The following is a 21,867-nucleotide window of genomic DNA, read 5'->3' on the forward strand; positions in this document are numbered from 1 at the left end:
TTACGATTTTCAGTCATTGACAGCCTTTATTACGTAGTGAAGGTCGTATTTATCAATTTCTAACCATAAAAAAGGAGAGCCGAAGCTCTCCAATTTGTTGTTGGCTGTGATGCTGAAGTGTTCAAGCAAATGTTATAGCTTAAAGGTGCCTACCATGCTGTCTAGGCGCTGGGATAGGGCACGCAGCTCTTGGCTTGAGTCGGCCAATTGCGCGGCAGTATCAGCCGTACGTTGGGTCGTTTCATTAATTTCTTCAATATTGCAGTTAATGTCGTTAACCACAGTTGATTGTTCTTCCGTTGCGGTTGCCACTTGGGTGTTCATATCTGAAATTAAGGTGATACGGTCAGCGATGGACACCAATGCCGCCGATGCCTCATCGGCCGCAGACACACCGTCAGAGGTCAGCTGGCGACTTTGTTGCATCGCGCTAACGGCATCACTTGCCTCTTCTTGCAGGCGGTTAATCATCGACTGAATTTCATTGGTTGAATCTGAGGTGCGGCTGGCTAAGTTTCGCACTTCATCGGCAACTACAGCAAAACCACGACCTTGCTCGCCCGCCCGTGCCGCTTCTATGGCCGCATTAAGCGCCAGTAGGTTGGTTTGCTCAGAGATGCCACGGATCGTATCGAGGATGCTACCGATGGCTTGGGTATTGTTAGCCAATGAACCAATCACATCACTCACTTGTGCCACATCGTTAGATAGCTGATTGATGGTATTGCGCGCCTGACCCACAACATTTTGGCCATTTTGAGTTTCCCCTTCGGCATTTTGAGCGGCATCAGCGGCTTGGGCGGCATTGCCGGCGATTTCATTGACCGTCGCGCCCATTTGATTAATGGCTGTCACCACCTGAATGGTGCGGTCGCGTTGGCTATGGCTATTATCTAGGGTGAGTTGTGCTTGAGAGGCAACAGCTTCTGCGGCACTGCGTAATGCGTTGCCTGTTTCAGCGACATCTTGCACCGAACTGTGGATCTTGCTGATAAAACTATTAAAGCCTTGTGACAGCTGCGCGATTTCATCTTTACCTTTGATCTCGATGCGGTGGCGTAAATCACCTTCACCTTCGCCCAAGTCTTTAAATACCGCAGCAAGGTTAGCAATAGGGCGAGTAATCGAATTCGCTAGCCAAAGCGCGGCAAGGGCAAACAGCGCCGCGATCACTAAGGTCCACACCATGATTTGATGGGATGCTTTATTGAGCTCAGCGAATATTTCATCTTGTGGCACTTCGGCAACCACATACCAATCCATGGATGGGATGTAGCTGGTTGCCACAAGGATCTGGTCGCCATTACGCTCCACAGTTGTAAAGTTAAAGTCTGCTTTATTAAGAAGCTGTTGGCTCGCTGCTGCTGAGTACTCAGACTGAAGCGTCGCTTTACCTAACTTCTGAGTGTTTTTATGTAGACGAAGCTTACCTTGATTATCAACAAGGTAGATAAAACCCGTTTGCTCAAGGGTGAATTGGTTGATGAAGCTCACCATCCCATTCATGGATTTTGATAACCCCGCGAGGCTACTTCCGTGAGGGCGTTGGTAGTTGAGGAACAGTTTCACTTCACCGCTGTCTTCTCGGTACACACTCAATGATTTTTCCTGACCACTCGTCACCAACTTAGTGAACCAGCCATTTTGGCGGTGTTGGCGAGAGGCGGTAAAACTGTCCATCCAGTAAGTGCCGGTTTGGCGGTTCGCAATTGAGGCGTCAATCAGCTGGTATTGCTGCTTAACGGCTTTAAGCTCATCAAGAATAGCCTTGTCTTGAGCTGCGGTATGCTCTTGGCTTGTGATAGGAGGAGGCTGGATTTGTTCCGTTAATAGACGACTGTTGCCGAGCTGTTCTGCTGCCGCGAGTAAGATTGAAATTTCTTTATCTATGCTGCGATTAAACTGCATCAAGGTGGCTGGAAGCTCGGATTTAAGCAATCGCTGTTCAATCACATGATGTGCTTGGCGTTGGCTGACAAAACCCACTAAAGAGGTCGAGATTAAGATGGCAAAAATAAAGCTAAAGGCTAACTTTTGCTTGATGGTTAACTGCTTAATATTCATTAGGTATGTTATTAGGATAGTGAGCAATTGTCATACATCATGTATCGACCTTTACCCTTGTTGAATGAGGTGCTTCCTGCTTTGACTGAGTTTTGGTTACTTGCAGTTTATTGCTTTTTGGTTTGCCAGAGGCTAAAAAGGGAAAGCCGAAGCCTTCCCTTTGTGTATTACTTTATTGTTATTATTTACAGCTTAAACGTACCGACCATCGAATCTAGGCGCTGAGATAATGCGCGTAGCTCTTGGCTGGAATCTGCCAACTCTGCGGCTGTCTCAGCGGTACGTTGGGTTGTTTCATTAATTTCTTCGATATTGCAGTTGATGTCGTTCACTACCGTCGATTGCTCTTCGGTTGCGGTTGCCACCTGAGTATTCATATCGGAAATCAAGGTGATGCGATCAGCGATTGAAACCAGTGCACCAGATGCTTCATCTGCCGCAGATACGCCATCTGAGGTTAGCTGACGACTTTGCTGCATTGCATTGACCGCGTTGCTTGCTTCTTCTTGCAGACGATTAATCATCGTTTGAATTTCGTTAGTCGAATCAGACGTACGACTTGCTAGACTACGCACTTCATCGGCAACCACGGCAAAGCCACGACCTTGTTCACCAGCGCGCGCCGCTTCAATCGCAGCATTAAGTGCTAGCAAGTTGGTCTGCTCTGAAATGCCACGAATGGTATCTAGGATGCTGCCAATCGCTTGGGTATTGTTGGCCAGTGAGCCTATCACATCACTCACTTGAGCAACGTCGTTAGACAGTTGGTTAATGCTGTTACGTGCTTGACCAACAACATCTTGGCCGTTCTGTGTTTCACTTTCAGCATTGTGAGCGGCATCTGCAGCTTGGGCGGCATTCCCCGCAATCTCATTAACCGTTGCGCCCATTTCGTTAATCGCAGTTACGACTTGAATGGTACGATCGCGTTGGCTATGACTATTGTCGAGTGTTAGCTGAGCTTGTGAAGCCACCGCTTCTGCTGCGCTACGTAATGCGTTACCTGTTTCAGCGACTTCACGTACCGAACTATGGATCTTGCTGATGAAGCTATTAAAGCCTTGAGAGAGTTGCGCGATTTCATCTTTGCCTTCAACCTCGATACGGTGACGTAAATCACCTTCACCTTCGCCAAGGTCTTTAAATACTGCCGCAAGGTTAGCGATAGGGCGAGTGACTGAGCTTGCTAAAATAATCGCAACAAAAATGAACAAGGCCGCGATCCCGAATGTCCAAAGCATGATTTGGCTGGTCGCTTTATCTAATTCAGAAAAAGCTTCATGTTTGGGTAGTTCGGCAACAACGTACCAGTCCATTGACGGGATGTAGCTGGTGGCCACTAAAGTTGTGGTGCCATTGATATCCGCTTCAGTGATATTTATATCGTGTTTATTAAGGATTTTACGAGAGACATTAGCCCCATAAAGCTGGTCTAAACTGGTTTTACCCATTTTAGTGGTATCTTTGTGTAACCGAATTTGACCTTTTGCATCAACAAGGTACACAAAACCTGTTTGTTCTAGTTTGAACTGATTGATCAAGCGAACCATGTCATCAAGTGACTTAGATAAGCCAGCCATCCCTTTACCATTGAGTTGCTGGTAATTAATGAATAGCTTGACGTCGCCATTGTCTTCACGGAAGACATTGAGCATGCGTGCTTGGTTGCCAGAAGTGAAACCATAGAACCAAGCATCTTGTTGTTGGTTCAGACGGCGAAGGAAGCCGTCTTGGTTCCAGTAATCACCTGTCGAACGATCAGCGACAGATGCATCAAAGAGTTGATACTGATTTTTGGTATCATTCAGTACTTGAATTAAATTTTGTTCTTGAGCATCACTTTGGTCTGAGTTGTAGAACTCAAGAATAAAGCGGTTGGTAGCAACTTGCTCAGCCGCTGATTGAAGCAGCGAAACTTCTTTATCAATGGCGTTACGGATTTGCATCAAGGTTGCTGGCAGTTCTGAGTTGAGCAATCTGCTTTCAACAACGTTACGCGCTTGATTTTGACTAATGAACCCAACTAAAGCTGTAGAAGCCAGTACGGCAAGTACCATCGCAAAGATTAGCTTTTGTTTTATGGTTAAATGATTGAATTTCATAAGGCTTGGCTGTGTCTTTTATAGGAATTAGTAGAAGAGTAGAACACGAAGATGATGACGAGACTTTTCCCAGCAGCTATTCAGGCTCTACAGCCCAGTTATTATCTGCCGCTAAAGCGTATTTCTTTAGCTTTATTTGCACTATTTTGCAGTTTTATTTATTCCTCCAATGTATTGGCGCAAGAGCGTCCAAAAATTGGCGTCGTACTCGGTGGCGGCGGGGCTAAAGGCGCGGCTCATATCGGTGTTTTACGGGCGCTTGAAGAAATGAATATTCCTATTGATTATATCGCGGGGACCAGTATGGGGGCCTATGTTGGTGGCCTGTACGCAACGGGGATGAGCGCGGATGAAATCGAAGCTTTTTTAGAGACGGTTGATTGGCAAAATGGTTACAAAGACCGAGTTGAACGCAGTGACCGACGAGTACGGGATAAGCAAAAAGAAGATCGCTTTCAAATCGGGACAGATATTGGGTTTGGCTTCTGGCAGTTTAAGGTACCCAAAGGTTTTGTTCAGGGACAAAACATGGCGAAAATTCTGCGTGAAACCTCAGGAAATATTGCAGCAAAAGACAGTTTTGATTTATTGCCTATTCCTTTCCGAGCAATGGCAACGGATATCGAAAATCTCACCTCGGTTGAGCTGAAAGATGGCGATTTAGTGCTGGCGATGCAAGCGAGTATGTCGATCCCAGCTATTTTGCCGCCGCTAGCGTTAGATAATCAGCTGCTGGTTGATGGGGGGATCACCAATAACTTGCCTGTGTCTGTCGTGAAAGCGATGGGGGCGGATATTGTTATCGCCGTTGATATCAGTAATGACTTTAAAGGGCGTGATGAATTAAAAAGTTATTTTGCGGTGATGGATCAGCTGACGGATTTTATGATCCGAAAAAACACCGAGCACCAACTGAGTTTGCTTACTGATAGTGACGTACTACTCAAGCCCGATGTTAAAGGGATATCAACAACAGATATGGCGAAGATGCCTGAAGCCAGTGAGCGTGGGTATAAAGCCGCAAAAGCATTGGCACCGCAACTCGCCAAACTGGGCAATAGTATTGCGTTTCAAAACTATATTGAAAAAAAACAGCGTCTACGTCGCCAGCTTGAACGTGTTGATGATGTCTATGTTCATAAAATTGAATTGGTCAATGAAAGTCACTATTCGGATCAAGTGTTATTAAATCGTCTTAACCTGCAAGAAGGTCAAGAACTGAATACTGAGCAGCTAGAAGCCGGTATTAGTAGCCTTTATGCGTTGGACCGATTTGAGCGTATTGATTATCACCTACTCCAAGAAGGTGACCAAAATATCGTTCGGGTCGATGTCAGAGAGAAAAGCTGGGGGCCGAATTATATCGATTTACGTTTTGCGCTCGAAGATGATTTTAATAACGTCACCAAGTATTCATTAGGGGTTGGCTTTAATGTCACAGGGCTGAGCGAGTCTGGTGCAGAATGGCGAACAGAGCTTGAATTTGGCTCGGATAAGCGGGTGAGTACCGAGCTTTACCTGCCTTTTGTCGATGAGCAAGAGTGGTTTGGTTTGCTGGGGGCTGATTACAGTGTAGAGCGCCGTAACATCCCATCTTCTTTTGCTTCACCTGAACTTCCCGATGAGCGTTTTATTGATCCTGTTAACTATAACAGGTTAATTTTGGATGCATCAGTTGGCTGGCAACCCCAGCTATGGCAAGAGTTGAATTTAGGTTATCGCTATATTTTAGGGACAACAGAATTTGTTAATTTCCCTGAGTCTGGTCGATTAAAACGTCGAAGCTTACAAGGGTATACCCGATTTAATTATGACACCCTTGATGATATAGCCATGCCCACACAAGGCAATTTGTTGAAGTTAGAGTTGGCTTTATCGAGCGATGACTTGGAATTTGATGACAATAGCTCGTCTAAAGATGTGTCGACAAGTATCGATTTTGTCTGGCGAGGCGCCTACACCATAGACCGCCATACTTTTGTGGGCAAAGGTGAATATGGAAGAATTGATTCCGATTCGCCTTATCCGCTTGACCCTAAAGAGCTGGGGGGCTTCTTGAATCTATCTGGTGCACCGAAAGGTATTATTGCAGCTAAGAACAAAATATTTACAGCGGCGATCTATCGTTATCGCATTATGGATAATGACTTCGGCTTATTCCAGTCGCCTGTTTATATCGGCGGTTCGGCGGAGTGGGGAGGGGTATATAACAGTACCAAACTATCGCTCTCAGATATCCCGACCTATTTTGCTGGTAGTATTTTCACTGGGATTGGCACTCCTGCGGGGCCGTTAATTTTTGCATATGGTAAAACCGAGCATAATTACTCTTCATTTTACGTTCAATTTGGTGGTTCATTCTAGCGTTATGTGTCGGTATTAATATACAGAAGTGTGAATGTTGTAAAAGGTTGGTAGATTTTAAATTTACGTTAAAGGTGATATGCTGGAATAACGGTTTTGGTCTCTTCTGGGTGCATTTGAATCTGATAGTATTCATGAAAATGCAAGGTTCTGGCAGGGAGACCAATCACTTCCAAGGATGTTTAACCGCAAAGGTTAAACCGAAATAAGAGGAATATGTCGTGCTTGAAGCCTACCGTAAACACGTCGAAGAACGTGCTGCAGAAGGAGTTGTTCCTAAGCCTCTCGATGCTGAGCAAGTTGCCGCTCTGGTTGAATTACTCAAAAATCCACCCGCGAGCGAAGAAGCCTTTCTGTTAGATTTACTCGAAAACCGTATTCCCCCTGGTGTCGATGAAGCCGCGTATGTCAAAGCGGGTTTCTTAGCTGCGTTGACCAAAGGTGATGTGTCTTCGCCAATCGTTTCTGCAGGAAAAGCGGCTGAGCTGCTGGGTACAATGCAAGGGGGCTATAACATTGAGCCGCTTATTGCATTACTCGATAATGAGCAATTGGCTCCGATTGCCGTTAAGGCGCTTTCGCATACCCTACTGATGTTTGATGCGTTTTATGATGTTGAAGAAAAAGCGCAAGCGGGTAATGCCTTTGCACAGCAAGTACTTCAATCCTGGGCCGATGCTGAGTGGTTCTTATCTAAACCTGAATTAGCAGAAAAAATCACGTTAACTGTTTTTAAAGTCACCGGTGAGACTAATACCGATGACCTATCACCTGCTCCCGATGCTTGGTCACGACCTGACATCCCACTTCATGCCCTTGCGATGCTGAAAAATGAACGCGAAGGGATTGAGCCTGATCAACATGGCGCTATTGGCCCGATCAAGCAAATTGAAGCGCTGCAGCAAAAAGGTCATCAACTGGTTTATGTAGGCGATGTAGTCGGGACGGGCTCGTCACGTAAGTCGGCAACCAACTCTGTGTTGTGGTTCATGGGCGACGATATCCCGAATGTGCCTAACAAGCGCGCTGGTGGCTATGTGCTGGGTGGTAAGATTGCGCCTATCTTCTTTAATACCATGGAAGATGCGGGTGCATTGCCAATTGAAGTCGATGTGACTGCGCTCAATATGGGCGATGTTATTGATGTTTACCCATTCAAAGGTGAAGTGCGCCTGCATGGTAGTGACGATGTCGTATCGACCTTTTCGTTGAAAACAGATGTCTTGATTGATGAAGTGCGAGCGGGAGGCCGTATTCCACTGATCATCGGTCGTGGTCTTACCGATCGTGCGCGTCAGTCACTTGGTCTTCCATCATCGGATATTTTCCGTCGTCCTGTTGCCGTTGCTGAGTCAGATAAAGGCTACAGCTTAGCGCAAAAAATGGTGGGTAAAGCGTGTGGCGTTGAAGGTATTCGCCCTGGTACTTACTGTGAGCCTAAGATGACAACCGTTGGTTCGCAAGATACCACGGGCCCTATGACCCGAGATGAACTGAAAGATTTAGCCTGTCTTGGTTTCTCTGCTGAGCTGACCATGCAGTCGTTCTGTCATACATCGGCTTATCCAAAACCGATCGATGTAAATACGCATCATACCTTACCTGATTTTATTATGAATCGTGGTGGGGTATCACTCCGTCCGGGTGATGGTGTGATTCACTCATGGTTAAACCGAATGCTACTGCCTGATACTGTTGGTACGGGCGGTGACTCTCATACACGTTTCCCGTTGGGTATTTCTTTCCCTGCGGGTTCTGGCTTGGTGGCATTTGCCGCAGCAACGGGTGTTATGCCATTGGATATGCCTGAATCTATTTTGGTGCGCTTCAAAGGTGAGATGCAAGAAGGGATCACGCTACGAGATCTGGTTCATGCCATTCCTTATTACGCGATCCAGCAAGGTCTACTGACGGTTGAGAAAGCAGGCAAGATCAATGAATTCTCTGGTCGAGTGTTAGAAATTGAAGGTGTTGAGCACTTAACGGTTGAGCAGGCATTTGAACTGTCAGATGCATCGGCAGAGCGTAGTGCTGCCGGCTGTACGGTTAAGCTATCGCCAGAATCGATCACTGAATACTTGAACTCTAACATCGTGATGCTCAAGTGGATGATCGCCGAAGGCTATGGCGATCGTCGCACGATTGAACGCCGAATTTCGGCCATGGAAGCTTGGGTGGCGAATCCTGAATTGATGGAAGCGGACAAAGATGCAGAGTATGCGCATGTCATTGAAATTGATTTAGCGGAGATCACGCAACCGATCCTCTGTGCACCAAACGATCCTGATGACGCGCGTTTACTATCGGATGTTCAAGGTACACAAATCGATGAAGTCTTCATTGGTTCTTGTATGACGAATATCGGTCACTTCCGTGCCGCAGGTAAGTTACTTGAAAAATTCGGTGGTCAACTCGATACGCGTTTGTGGATTGCTCCGCCAACTAAGATGGATAAAGATCAGCTAACCGAAGAGGGCTACTACGGTATCTTTGGTCGTGCTGGGGTGCGTATTGAAACCCCTGGGTGTTCATTATGTATGGGTAACCAAGCCCGTGTTGCAGATAAAGCGACCGTGATGTCGACCTCGACGCGTAACTTCCCGAACCGTTTAGGGACTGGTGCGAACGTGTACTTATCATCTGCGGAATTGGCAGCTGTCGGTGCTATTCTCGGTCGTATTCCGACCAAAGAAGAGTACCTAGAGTACGCGAAGCAAATCGATGCAACTGCAGCCGATACTTACCGTTATCTTAATTTCCACCGTATGGATGCTTACACCAAAAAAGCGGACGATGTGATTGTCCAAACCGCGGTGTAGTACGTGAGTGAGTATCGAGTACTAGGCAGTTCGCCAGTCTAGGTCAGAGATAAAGCAAAGCCCTCATAAATGAGGGCTTTTTTACATTGGAAGATCTTTGTCTTCTCTATCTCTCTTTTACACGTCAGTGTTGGTGTTGTTATAAGGTGTCAGTACTGGTCGTACAGGCACTTTGGATTATTTATTGAGTAACCCTAATTTTAAAACGCGTGCCACATTGGCTGATGTCAGCTCAACATTGACCGCCGCATCGCGCAGTGCTTCTTCAAGGGATACTGAGCGAGGTACCACGCTAAAGACTGCGTCGATACCGTGATCGTGCACCACATGGCAGTCATTAGATAAACAACCCGCAATCCCAATTACTGGAATATCAAATGCTTTTGCGCTGCGAGCCACACCAATCGGTGTCTTGCCGTGAATGGTTTGGCTATCAATTCGGCCTTCTCCAGTGATCACCAGATCCGCATCTGCTAACTGTGCTTTTAGATCAACTGCGTCCATCACAATTTCGATACCTGGGCGTAGGCTTGCCGATAACAGACCAATTAATGCTGCGCCAAGTCCACCTGCTGCACCCGCACCTGCGCTATCTTTCACATCATTACCGAGTTGGGTTTTGATGATCTCCGCATAGTGGGCAAGGTTGGCATCGAGTTGCTCAACCATGGCTGGGGTTGCCCCTTTTTGAGGGCCAAAAATATGTGAAGCACCTTTAGGACCACACAGTGGGTTATCCACATCACAAGCCACTTCTAGATTGATATGGGCTAAACGCGGGTCGACGTTATCCATCTTGATGGTTGCAAGGCGGGCGAGTGCACCACCGCCATAGCCAATCTCTTTGCCAGAAGCATCAAGCAGTTGGATACCAAGGGCTTGCGCCATGCCGATACCACCATCATTGGTTGCACTGCCGCCAATCCCCACGATGATATGCTCAACCCCTTTATCTAACGCCGCAGTGATCAATTCACCCGTGCCGTAGGTCGTTGTTTGCAGAGGGTTTCGCTGCTCTGTAGGAACTAAGTGCAAGCCAGATGCCGCCGCCATCTCGATAATTGCGGTTTTGCCATCGCCCATCAGGCCGTAAAACGCATCAACTTGTTCGCCTAAAGGCCCTGTGACGCGACACTCAACAATCGAGCCTTGGGTGGCATCAACCAGTGATTGCACTGTGCCTTCACCGCCGTCTGCCATTGGTAGTTTGTGGTACTCAGCGTCTGGTAACACTTGGCGGAAGCCTGCTTCAACCGCGATTGCTACTTCCATTGCCGATAGGCTTTCTTTGTATGAGTCGGGAGCGATAACAATTTTCATAATCTATAAGCCTTTAAACGAAGAAGCCAAATACACCGAAGATGAGCGTTGAAACAACAGCAATCATCAAACCTACTGCTGACTCATAAGGAATCAGTTTTAAACGTTCTTTAATATCCATGTGAACGGCACCGCCTGTGGCATGGAAGAAGCTACCATGTGGCATGTGGTCCATTACGGTTGCGCCGGCATGAATCATGGCTGCACCTGCTAATGCTGGTACACCCAGTTCTAATATAGTGTGACTAAAGACACTCGCCGCCACAGCAGTACCCGCGGTGGTTGATGCTGTCGCCAGTGACATCATGGCACCCGAAATTGGAGCCAGTAAGTAAGACGGTAGACCAGAAGCGGTGAGTACATCGATTAAACCCGCTTTCAAGCCAGAGTTGGCGATAATGCCAGCTAGCGTACCTGTACCTAATAGCATCACAGCAACAGGTGCCATGCGATTTAGGCCAGAAACAGCAAAGTGATTGGTATCACGCAAGCGTCCCATCACTACAGCGCCAATCAGGCCGCCAAGCGGTAGTGCAATCAGTGGATCGACGTTAATGCCCGCGATTGGGCGTAGCGCTAGCAGTGCAATGGCAACCAGCGGTGCCACAATGGCCGCACTGAATTTAGGCAAGCGACTGTGATCAACTGCGACCACTTCGTGCTCTTGAACCTTGCTGCCTTTATTCACTAACTTTTTCGCGATGAAGTAAGCGAAGATCATACCGCATAGGCCAGGAATGACACCTGCTGCCATCACTGAGGTCAGTGGTACGTTGAACGCATCGGAAGCGGCAATCGCATTTGGATTAGGAGACATCACGTTACCGGCTTTACCACCACCGACCATCGCGAGCAAAATAGCCATTTTTGAGAGATCTGCACGACGAGCAATGGCCAGTGCGATAGGCGCAACGGTGATCACTGCGACATCGACGAACACACCGACCGCCGTTAAGATCATTGTCGCTACGGCTAATGCCAGTAATGCACGGGTTTCACCGACTTTTTTGACAATCGTTTCTGCAATCGAGGTTGCTGCACCTGATTCAATCAGTACGCCCGCCAAGACACCTGCGGCCAAAATACGCAGTACCGCAGTGACAATACCTTGGGCACCGCCAATCATTAAGCCAACCGTATCGGTTAGAGAGACACCACCGACGATACCACCGACAAGTGCACCAATGATCATGCCGTATGCAGGCGGGACTTTACGTAAAATAAGGGTGATGGCGACAATGAGCGCAGCGAGTGCGCCAAGGGTGGAGACTTCTACCATAATGATGTGTCCATACAGAGGCGATGAGGTACATGCCTATCGCAAATTTTAATAAATAGGGGGAGGTTTTGTTGGAGGCTACTCTAATCAGTCTGCAGTTAATTAGCTTTGGGCAGGCGACCAAATTATCTAGCAGGAAAAACCTCGCATTTTGTGCATTTGCACAAAATGCGATTTTTTAGCGATGATTTAACACTGCAAGGTAAAGGTGGGTTTTGTCTTGTATGTTGTTGATATTTAATGATGTTTCTTGTTCTATTTTTTCCAGTCGATATCGAAGTGTATTGCGGTGAATATGGAGTTGTTGGCAGGTTTGAGCCAAATCACAATTTTGGATAAAAAATGTCTTCAGCGTTTTTAGTAGCACGCCACGTGGATCACTGGCTTGCAGCTTTTGCAATGGGGCGCATAATTGCTCGTGTCGCCAAGGATCATTTTTTAATCCACTGAGTAATACGGGCAACATGTAATCGTGATAAAACAAAATATTGTTATCGGCGATATCTGCATCTAGCGTTGCTTGGGCGGTGAGGTACGATTTCGCTAATCCCTGTAGGGTGGGGAAATAACCGCCCAACGCAATTTTAATCGAAAACCCATTCGTCTGGGCGACCCGCTTCATCAACTTTTTGGCGCGTTGTAATTCTACTTTTTTTGACCAATCATCGCCTTCAAGTGTAATCGGTTTAAGTACTACGACTTCATTGAGTGAAACCGACACGATCCCAACTAGATTATCGCGCTCAGGGTGTTCTAATAGGTGGACGACTTGCTGTAAATGTTCCAACGACAGTTGCTGGCCTTTGGCCGGAAAGACTTTGACGATGGCTGCAATTCGCGGCTGAGTTAAATCGACATTCAAACGCTCAGCCATGGCGGTGAGTTGGTTTTCATTCAGCTCGCTACCTTTGATAAGTTGTAATACTAGCTCTTCTCTATGGCGCTTATCCCACTGAATTTGTGCCATTAACGCGGCTTGCTCAACGATAAGTTCTGCCGTCATTTTTACCAGCTCACCGTAATTTTTTACCTCATCTGGGATGCCTGAAATACCAATAACGCCAATCACGTTATGATGAAATAAGATCGGCAGGTTGATCCCCGGTTTAACCCCTTTGAGCTGATTGGCGGTCGCTTGATCAATTTCAACAATACGATTGTCGGTGATCGCCAAGATCGCACCTTCATGGCGTTGGTTGATACGGGCTGGATCGCCAGAGCCAATAATGCGGCCTTGTTCATCCATCACATTCACGGAATAGCGAATGATCTTCATGGTACGCTCAACAATTTGTCGAGCAATAGTGGCATTGAGTTGCATTCTTGTCTGATTTCCTGAAAATGTGCCTTCGGCAGCGCCCATTGAGCAGTACTCTTGATGGGTCGCAATAAGCCATATTGTACGCATGGTTCAAAATGAGGATAGCTATGGATTACGAATTTAAAAAAAATACCTTAGATGGTAGCTATCATGCGGTATTTTCCATGGGCCATGAAGCCCTTGGACGTTGGTTAGTGGAAGAGATTGGTAAAGACTTTACCAAAATGGATACTATCTTGGCGCAAATTAGTGCACTGAAAAATAGCACTCAAGAATGGCGCTTGATTGGCGATGAGCTAACGTTGAGCCTGCAAGATAACGAAGCGCTGATTCAAGCTAACTTCTTGTTTTCAGATGATGATGATGAATACGAAGAAGATCTACACCTGTACGATGAAGAGAGCATGTCGCTATGTGGCTTTGAAGATTTCACTTTAGTACTGGATGCTTGGCGAGCGTTTGTGATCCGTTTTTGAGCAGAAAAATGTCCGCAGCATAATTGCATGGTTTTAGTGAATAAGCCGCACCTTTTTGGTGCGGTTTTTTTATGCCTTTTCGTTAAGTTTAATTAAGTTATTGAATGTTAAATGTAAAAAAGTTGGCACGTTGATTGTTTGTATCTGGGTGTACCTAGCAGCATTCAATGTTTAAGGAGCAAGCAATGAAACTAATTAATGCGATTATTAAGCCGTTTAAGCTCGACGATGTCCGAGAAGCGCTCGCCGATGTGGGGGTCGAAGGAATGACCGTATCGGAAGTCAAAGGGTTTGGTCGCCAGAAAGGGCACACCGAGCTGTATCGTGGCGCAGAGTATCAGGTGGATTTCTTGCCAAAAGTGAAGCTAGAGATAGCGACGCAAGCTGAGAACTTGGATGCGATTGTTGAGGCGATAGCCAATGCGGCGCAAACCGGCAAAATCGGTGACGGCAAAATCTTTGTTTACGACTTAAATCATGCCGTGCGTATTCGTACCGGTGAAACAGATATTGAAGCGCTTTAAGCATTTAAGTTAGCGGTGATTAGGGGATAGAACCATGGAATTATCAACCACAGTAACTGAGTTGCGTTATGCGCTCGATACTTTTTTCTTTCTAATGTCAGGGGCATTAGTGATGTGGATGGCAGCGGGATTTGCCATGTTAGAAGCGGGCTTAGTTCGCTCTAAAAATACCACCGAAATTTTAACCAAAAATATCTGTCTATACGCTATTGCGTGCACCATGTATCTGATTGTTGGTTATAACATCATGTATGTCGACAATGGTGAAGGGGGTTGGTTACCGTCTATTGGGATGCTGATTGGCAGCCAAGCAGAAGGCGCGGATCACTCATTAGAATCCGATTTCTTCTTCCAAGTGGTATTCGTGGCAACTGCGATGTCAGTGGTATCGGGTGCTGTGGCTGAGCGTATGAAATTATGGTCGTTCCTCATTTTCTCAATCATTTTGACGGCCTTTATTTACCCAATGGAAGGTTATTGGACGTGGGGTGGCGGCTTCTTATCGGAAGCGGGTTTCAGTGATTTCGCAGGCTCTGGCATCGTGCACATGGCTGGTGCGGCAGCAGCACTTGCAGGGGTTATCTTACTGGGAGCGCGTAAAGGCAAGTACGGTAAAAACGGTGAAGTTTACCCAATTCCGGGTTCAAACATGCCATTGGCTACACTGGGGACTTTCATCTTATGGTTTGGTTGGTTTGGCTTTAATGGCGGTTCGCAACTGATGGTATCGGATTTTGAAAATGCGACCGCGGTAGGGCAAATCTTCTTAAATACCAATGCTGCGGCGGCCGCAGGTGCTATTGCTGCACTGGCTGTGTGTAAAACTACCTGGGGTAAAGCAGACTTAACCATGGTGTTAAATGGTGCATTAGCAGGGCTTGTTGCGATTACCGCAGATCCATTGTCACCATCGCCGTTGGCAGCGGTAGCCATTGGTGTTGCGGCTGGCGCCTTGGTTGTCTTTAGTATTATTGGCTTAGATAAAATCAAGATTGATGATCCTGTTGGGGCAATTTCAGTTCACGGTGTGTGTGGCTTCTTTGGCTTGATGGTGGTGCCATTTAGTAATGCCGACGCGTCGTTTGGTGCACAGCTGTTAGGTGCGGTGGTTATCTTTGGTTGGGTGTTTGGTGCGAGTTTAGCGGTATGGGCAGTACTAAAAGCCACGATGGGAATTCGAGTTACCGAAGAGGAAGAGTTGGAAGGTATGGATACCCATGATTGTGGCGTTGATGCTTACCCAGAATTTGTTAGCGTTAAATAATATACGACTAAAATGTGGGCTAACTAGGAAACCAATAACATATATTCAGTTCACATCTTTTAAAACGCTGCCCATTTGGTAGCGTTTTTTTTGTGTTTAATTGTTTCTACTGAGTTGTGTTGCTGAAGTGTTGTCGTATAATTAATCGCATTGATAACTGTTATCATTTTACTTTGCGTTAAAGGGATGAATGAATGAAAAAGCTGTTAGCTTCGGCAATTTTCTGTGCTTTGGCAGCACCACAAGTGGCAACTGCTGCTGAAGAAGTGAATGTATATTCTTACCGTCAACCTTTCCTTGTTGAGCCTATGTTCAATGAATTTACGAAAGAAACGGGCATTAAAGTAAACGTTAAGTTTGCAAAGAAAGGCTTATCAGAAAAGCTGCAACAAGAAGGTGAATACAGCCCTGCAGACGTTATTCTAACAACGGATATCAGTCGTCTTGTCGAGCTGGTAAACAAAGATTTGGTTCAACCTGTTGATAGCAAAGTAATTGAAAGCAATGTACCTGCACAGTACCGCGATAATGATGACGAATGGTTTGCGTTAACGCTGCGTGCTCGTAACGTGTATTCATCTCGCGACCGTGTTGGTCGTCTGCCTGCTGATTTTGATTACGCCAACCTTGCAGATCCAGAGTGGAAAGGCAAAATTTGTACCCGTTCAGGTAAGCACCCATACAACGTTTCTTTAGTGTCTTCGATGATCGCTCACCATGGTGAAGCAGAAGCAAAAACATGGCTCGAAGGCGTAAAAGCGAACCTTGCACGTAAGCCACAAGGTAATGACCGCGCACAAGTGAAAGCGGTTAAAGAAGGTTTATGTGATATCGCCATCGGTAACAGCTACTACCTAGGCAAAATGGTTAACGACGAAAAACAAAAAGCGTGGGCTGAAGCGGTATACATTAACTTCCCAGGTCAAAAAGCGAGTGGTACTCACGTTAATGTGAGTGGCATGGCAATGGCGAAGTATGCACCAAACAAAGAAAGCGCCCAGAAGCTGATGGAATTCCTAACGGATGATAAAGCCCAGCAAATGTACGCAGAAGTTAACTATGAATACCCAGTAAAAGAGGGCGTTAAGCGTTCTGAGTTGGTGGCATCGTGGGGGGATTTCGATGCGGATAAACTTTCATTAGAGAAAGTGGCTGAATACCACAATGCAGCAATCAAATTGCTTGATGAAGTAAAATTTGACCTGTAATTGTTATTCACGAAATGGGGCGTAAGGCCCCATTTTTGTTTTACGCCAAGTTTATTTCTAATCAGCTATGGTAGCGTGCTACATAGACGAATGAGGAATCATACGTTAAACCAAGTGAGTTCATTAAACTGTCTGATAGAGATGTGCTAAGTAGTTGGCAATGAAAGATAAATTTATATTATGGCGAACCAGTAGTTGGGGGCTTTCCCTGCTGCTGGTTTTGCCTATTTTGGCGATCTTTGTGACCGCTATGGGTGAAAGCGATGATGTGTTCGCTCACCTGTTGAATACGGTAATGGGTACCTATACCGCCAATACTTTTTGGTTGGTGATAGGCACGCTATTGCTTGCCTTATTATTTGGACTTCCTTCTGCTTGGATCATGGCGATGTGCCGTATTCCTGGGGAGAAAGTACTGCAATGGTCGTTAGTACTGCCATTGGCCATGCCCGGTTATATTGTTGGTTATATTTATACCGATTGGTTTGACTATGCAGGCCCTATTCAAATTTTCCTGCGTGATACTTTTGGTTGGCAGTCTGTTCACGACTATTGGTTTCCTGATATTCGCAGTTTAGGCGGCGCCTGCTTTGTGCTTGCCCTTGTGCTTTATCCGTATATATACCTGTTAGCCCGTGCTGCATTCATGGAGCAAAGCGTCAGCTTATTGCAGTCAGCTCGTCTGTTACGCTGTTCACCATGGGAAAGTTTTCGCCGTATCTCACTGCCGTTAGCGCGCCCTTCGATAGCGGTGGGTATGTCGCTGGTCGCGATGGAAACTTTGGGTGACTTTGGAACCGTGAGTTACTTTGCAGTTAACACCCTAACCACGGCGGTGTATGACACTTGGTTGGGGTATTCCAACTTAAATGCCGCAGCCAAAATTTCAGCCATTATGCTGGTGGTGATCTTTTTATTGATCAGCGCTGAGCGTTTTAGTCGCCGAAAGCAGAAGTTGTTTCAGCAGCAGTTCGAGCATGGTGATGATGTTCGCTATACCTTAACTGGCGCAAAAAAGTGGTTGGCAATGGTATGGTGTTGGGGGTTAGTCAGCTTAGCCTTTATTTTCCCAATTCTTCAGCTGGGCTACTACGCGTTCCATTATTTTGCAGAAAGCTGGACCACAGAGTTTCAACAATACAGCATCAATAGCCTATTTGTGTCGATTGTGGCTGCGGTGATCGCGGTCTGTGTCGCGTTAGTAGTGAACTTTTACAGTCGTTTAGATGGACGCTCAAAGACCGCGATTCCATTGCGCTTATCTTCCCTTGGTTATGCTGTGCCTGGTACGGTATTGGCGATTGGCGTGATGATCCCACTGACATCAGCGGATCATTTGGTGAATGACTTTGCCCGTGATTGGGGGCTAGGTCGTCCGGGGTTAATTTTCTCTGGCACCATGGTCGCGATTATTTTTGCGTTTGTGGTCCGTTTTGCAGCGGTGGCCATTGGCAGTATTGAAAGTAGTTTAGCGAAGATCCCACCGTCGTTAGATATGGCATCAAAAACCATGGGCTATGCCTCGACAGCCATGCTACGCCGAGTGCATTTACCTTTGATCCGTCGTGGTTGTTTGATTGCGGGGTTGCTGGTGTTCATTGAATCGATGAAAGAGCTTAACGCCGCCTTGTTATTACGTCCGTTTAATTTTGAAACCTTAGCAACCTATGTCTTTAATTTTGCCTCAGATGAGCAGCTTGAACTAGCGGCATTACCGGCAATTTTATTGGTTGTTGTTGGCTTGATCCCCTTGGTGATGGTTAACCGTTCTTTGGAGCAAAAGCACTGATGAGCTATGCATTATCTGTTGAAGGCCTGACCTGTCGTTATAACGGCCAGGCTGTTTTGAAGAATCTTTCTTTGCCTGTCGAGCAGAACGAAATTGTCTGTCTCTTGGGGGCGAGTGGCTGTGGTAAAACCACTCTGTTAAAGGCCATTGCGGGTTTATTACCTTTAGATAGTGGCATTATGCACATCCAAGGGCGCACTGTTGCTGATAGCACCACTTGGCTGCCGCCAGAAAAGCGTAATATCGGGATGATTTTTCAAGATTATGCACTGTTTCCGCACCTAACGGTGGCCGAGAACATTGCCTTTGGTCTTCGTGATTGGGATAACACCCGTACGGAAAATAAGATCAATGAGATGTTGGAGTTAGTGCACTTAATGGGGCTCGATGCCCGTTATCCGCACCAGCTATCAGGCGGTCAGCAGCAGCGCGTGGCGATAGCCCGTGCATTGGCGTGTGAGCCGGATTTAATTTTGTTGGATGAACCGTTCTCAAACATTGATACCCAAGTGCGTCATGGCTTGATAAAAGACATTCGCCGTATCTTTAAAAAACAGGGGGTGACAGCGATATTTGTTACCCACAGTCGTGAAGAAGCCTTTGCATTTGCGGATCGTATGGCGGTGATGAATAACGGTGTGATTGAGCAGTTTGGTACGTCTACTGAGTTGTATTACCGTCCGAGTAGCCGCTTTGTGGCTGAGTTCTTAGGGAGTAGTTCGTATTTACCCGCCAAAGTACAGCAAGATAGTTTAGCCACTCCATTGGGAGAGGTAGCGTTAGCGGCTAGCCACCCTTATGGCAACGACAGCCAAGTTGAGTGGTTACTGCGGCCACAAAACTTGAAGGTCAAGCCTGATGGCAGTGGCGAAAGCGTGATCGTTGAGCAGCAATTTATGGGGGACAGCTGTCGTTATACGGTGGATCTACAAGGTCACCGTCTGGTGGTGAACTCAAACTTATTGTTGCAAGTCGGGGAAAGGGTTTCGGTGATGGTTGAGCCTCACGAGCCTGTTTTGTTTGCTGCGACGGCATAAAACAAGATGATGTTCACTGTGTAACGATAGAAAAAAGCCGATACGACTATGTATCGGCTTTTTGCATTTTAGCGAAGTCACTTAGCAGCCTATGCTTTGTGGTAAATGTTAGCGAGGTATTGCTCAGCTTGTTCACGCATTTGTGCTTGATCGGGATGCAGGTTGGTATGAAGGTAAAGCACATAGCAGATACCGTGTAGCAGACCCCCCAGTTGTTTTGGATCGCGCTCTGCAGTGATTTCACCACTCTCAATCGCTTCTGCAAACATTTCAGTGATTTGCTTCAAACTTTGCTTATTACCAGTAATGAAGTGCGGCCAAATATCGTCACGAACCGAGGTGCTCCATTCGAACCAGACTTTAATCCAATCTTTTTGATCAATAACGGCATCGATCAGATTATGAGAAATGCAGGTTAGTCGTGCTGATAAGGTTTTATCGGACTCGCCCAAGCAGTGATTAAGAAGTTGATTAAATTGGTTTTCGACTTGCGAAAGCACTTCTTCAACAAGCGCTTCTCGAGTGGGGAAGTAATTAAAAACGGTTGCGACAGAAACATTGGCCATTTCTGCGATATCGGCATGGCCAGCACGACCAATACCGCGTCGTGCGAAAACATCGAGTGCGTAGTCGAGCAGCTGTTGTTTACGCTTTTCTGGTGACAGGCGTGTACGCGTTTTTTTAGTAATTGTATCCATATTAGCTTAAATCCCTAGCCTAAGTATTTATAAAATATATTTATTTGTATTGTTCAATTACTGTACAGGAGCAACTTATGGGGTTCAAACGAGTTTTTGTCTAAGTGTGTCGTATAATTGACACTATTGATAAAATAACGTTTGCGTCGAAGGAGTGGTACAATGCGTTCCTTTGTTATGGTTACCTACAGGCGGCTTTGCTTGCAGTCGTACTGATGGAGAGAAAGATGAAGCATACAGTTGAAGTGATGATTTCTGAGCAGGATGTTCAGGCGCGTGTTAAAGAGCTAGGAAAGCAAATTACCGAGCATTACAAAGATTCCGACAATTTGGTTATGGTAGGTTTACTACGTGGCTCATTTGTTTTTATGGCTGACTTAGCGCGTGCTATCGAGCTACCACACGAAGTTGACTTCATGACTGCTTCTAGTTACGGCAATGCGATGGAAAGCACCCGTGATGTTCGTATCCTGAAAGATTTAGACGATGATATTAAAGGTAAGGATGTTTTACTGGTTGAAGATATTATCGATACCGGTAACACCTTAAGCAAAGTTTGCGAAATCCTATCTATCCGCGAACCTAACTCAATCCGTATTTGTACTCTGCTTGATAAGCCAGAGCGCCGTGAAGTGCATGTGAACGTAGATTGGTTTGGCTTTACTATTCCAGATGAGTTTGTAGTAGGTGTGGGTATCGATTACGCACAAAAATATCGCCACTTGCCGTTCATCGGTAAAGTGATCCCGCTAGAAGGTTAATACCGTCAACTAGTGATAAAAAAGCGACCTTAGGTCGCTTTTTTTTGCTCATTACAGAGGGATGTGTGCTCGAATATCTTATTCTAATGTCAGGTTGTCGACTTAATCATCACCACCAGGCAGGATAGAAGACATCGCGGCTTGGTAATTGACTTCGAGTGATTCGCGGCTGGTGGATGTCATGCCTAAATCGCGTAGAACACCATTATTAATACCGTAGATCCAACCGTGAATCTTCACTTTTTGGCCACGTTCCCAGGCTTGTTGCATGATGGTGGAGTTGCCAAGGTTGTACACCTGTGACGCCACGTTGATCTCACATAATTTATTGTCACGCTCTTCTCGTGGCAAGGCGCCGATATCAGAGCGGTGCTTCAAGTAAAGATCACGAATGTGTAGGAGCCAGTTATTGATAAGACCTAATTGTGGGTTTTCAATCGCAGCAGTGACACCACCACAACCGTAGTGACCACATATAATGATATGACGGACTTTAAGAACGTCGACTGCGTATTGCACCACAGAAAGACAATTTAAGTCGGTATGGATAACTTGGTTGGCCACATTACGGTGAACGAATAATTCACCAGAATCGAGACCAGTAAGACGCTCAGCAGGAACACGGCTATCAGAACAGCCAATCCAAAGGTATTCTGGATGTTGTGCTTTTGCTAAGTGAGTAAAAAACTCGGGGGTTTCATCCTTGATATTTTCAGACCAAGAGAGGTTGTTTGCGAATAATTGCTTAATATCTGCCATGACTGTGCCTTCTTTGATACATTCCCTACTATACACGTACTTGACTGTTAGCAAATCGGAGTAGTTAGCTAAAGCCGTTAGT

General features: G+C 46.1%; 16 protein-coding genes. 9 read left to right on the forward strand and 7 right to left on the reverse strand.

Annotation, left to right across the window (positions count from 1 at the left end):
• Positions 1-132: 132 nt before the first annotated feature.
• Both L4C35_RS16675 and L4C35_RS16680 read right to left on the reverse strand, forming a co-directional pair.
• Complete coding sequence (locus tag L4C35_RS16675) at positions 133-2,064, reverse strand: methyl-accepting chemotaxis protein (RefSeq protein ID WP_428463950.1); 1,932 nt, start codon at positions 2,062-2,064, stop codon at positions 133-135.
• 185 nt (positions 2,065-2,249) lie between these two features.
• Entirely contained in the window at positions 2,250-4,166 is a 1,917-nt protein-coding gene (locus tag L4C35_RS16680) for a methyl-accepting chemotaxis protein (protein WP_428463951.1), read from the reverse strand.
• 51 nt (positions 4,167-4,217) lie between these two features.
• On the opposite strand from L4C35_RS16680, the gene L4C35_RS16685 reads away from it, so the two are divergent.
• A complete protein-coding gene (locus L4C35_RS16685) occupies positions 4,218-6,530 on the forward strand; it encodes a patatin-like phospholipase family protein (protein ID WP_428463952.1) in 2,313 nt (770 codons plus the stop codon).
• A 221-nt stretch (positions 6,531-6,751) separates the two neighbouring features.
• Positions 6,752-9,349 (forward strand): bifunctional aconitate hydratase 2/2-methylisocitrate dehydratase, encoded by a 2,598-nt coding sequence (gene acnB / locus L4C35_RS16690; protein WP_428463953.1) that lies wholly within the window; start codon positions 6,752-6,754, stop codon positions 9,347-9,349.
• A gap of 177 nt (positions 9,350-9,526) precedes the next feature.
• Here acnB and L4C35_RS16695 read toward each other — a convergent pair whose 3' ends face one another.
• From L4C35_RS16695 to L4C35_RS16705, 3 genes are all read right to left on the reverse strand, one after another.
• Complete coding sequence (locus L4C35_RS16695; RefSeq protein WP_428463954.1) at positions 9,527-10,669, reverse strand: glycerate kinase; 1,143 nt, start codon at positions 10,667-10,669, stop codon at positions 9,527-9,529.
• A gap of 13 nt (positions 10,670-10,682) precedes the next feature.
• The gene (locus L4C35_RS16700; RefSeq protein ID WP_428463955.1) at positions 10,683-11,948 is read right to left on the reverse strand and encodes a GntP family permease; all 1,266 of its coding nucleotides are present in this window, start codon (positions 11,946-11,948) and stop codon (positions 10,683-10,685) included.
• Between the two features lie 178 nt (positions 11,949-12,126).
• Complete coding sequence (locus L4C35_RS16705) at positions 12,127-13,269, reverse strand: sugar diacid recognition domain-containing protein (RefSeq protein WP_428463982.1); 1,143 nt, start codon at positions 13,267-13,269, stop codon at positions 12,127-12,129.
• Between the two features lie 107 nt (positions 13,270-13,376).
• Here L4C35_RS16705 and L4C35_RS16710 point away from each other — a divergent pair, with 107 nt between their 5' ends.
• The 6 genes from L4C35_RS16710 (at position 13,377) to L4C35_RS16735 (ending at position 19,567) form a co-directional block, all read left to right on the forward strand.
• On the forward strand, positions 13,377-13,745 hold the full coding sequence (locus tag L4C35_RS16710; protein ID WP_428463956.1) for a YacL family protein: 369 nt from the start codon (positions 13,377-13,379) through the stop codon (positions 13,743-13,745).
• A 185-nt stretch (positions 13,746-13,930) separates the two neighbouring features.
• Complete coding sequence (locus L4C35_RS16715; RefSeq protein WP_048899256.1) at positions 13,931-14,269, forward strand: P-II family nitrogen regulator; 339 nt, start codon at positions 13,931-13,933, stop codon at positions 14,267-14,269.
• Between the two features lie 34 nt (positions 14,270-14,303).
• Entirely contained in the window at positions 14,304-15,533 is a 1,230-nt protein-coding gene (locus tag L4C35_RS16720) for an ammonium transporter (RefSeq protein ID WP_428463957.1), read from the forward strand.
• A 194-nt stretch (positions 15,534-15,727) separates the two neighbouring features.
• Positions 15,728-16,741: a Fe(3+) ABC transporter substrate-binding protein gene (locus L4C35_RS16725; protein ID WP_428463958.1), complete on the forward strand. Its 1,014-nt coding sequence runs from the start codon at positions 15,728-15,730 to the stop codon at positions 16,739-16,741.
• Between the two features lie 160 nt (positions 16,742-16,901).
• The gene (locus L4C35_RS16730) at positions 16,902-18,530 is read left to right on the forward strand and encodes an ABC transporter permease (RefSeq protein ID WP_428463959.1); all 1,629 of its coding nucleotides are present in this window, start codon (positions 16,902-16,904) and stop codon (positions 18,528-18,530) included.
• On the forward strand, positions 18,530-19,567 hold the full coding sequence (locus tag L4C35_RS16735) for an ABC transporter ATP-binding protein (protein ID WP_428463960.1): 1,038 nt from the start codon (positions 18,530-18,532) through the stop codon (positions 19,565-19,567). The genes L4C35_RS16730 and L4C35_RS16735 overlap by 1 nt, the downstream gene beginning before the upstream one ends.
• 89 nt (positions 19,568-19,656) lie before the next feature.
• Here L4C35_RS16735 and L4C35_RS16740 read toward each other — a convergent pair whose 3' ends face one another.
• Positions 19,657-20,265 (reverse strand): TetR/AcrR family transcriptional regulator, encoded by a 609-nt coding sequence (locus L4C35_RS16740; protein WP_428463961.1) that lies wholly within the window; start codon positions 20,263-20,265, stop codon positions 19,657-19,659.
• Between the two features lie 227 nt (positions 20,266-20,492).
• On the opposite strand from L4C35_RS16740, the gene hpt reads away from it, so the two are divergent.
• Entirely contained in the window at positions 20,493-21,026 is a 534-nt protein-coding gene (hpt, locus tag L4C35_RS16745; RefSeq protein WP_428463962.1) for a hypoxanthine phosphoribosyltransferase, read from the forward strand.
• Positions 21,027-21,128: 102 nt separating this feature from the next.
• On the opposite strand, the gene can is transcribed toward hpt, so the two are convergent.
• Positions 21,129-21,785 carry a carbonate dehydratase gene (gene can, locus L4C35_RS16750; protein WP_428463963.1) on the reverse strand — a complete coding sequence of 219 codons (657 nt, stop codon included), beginning with the start codon at positions 21,783-21,785 and terminating at the stop codon, positions 21,129-21,131.
• Between the last annotated feature and the right edge of the window lie 82 nt (positions 21,786-21,867).

The organism is Photobacterium kagoshimensis, from assembly GCF_050337045.1.
In the GTDB taxonomy this organism is placed as follows: domain Bacteria; phylum Pseudomonadota; class Gammaproteobacteria; order Enterobacterales; family Vibrionaceae; genus Photobacterium; species Photobacterium kagoshimensis.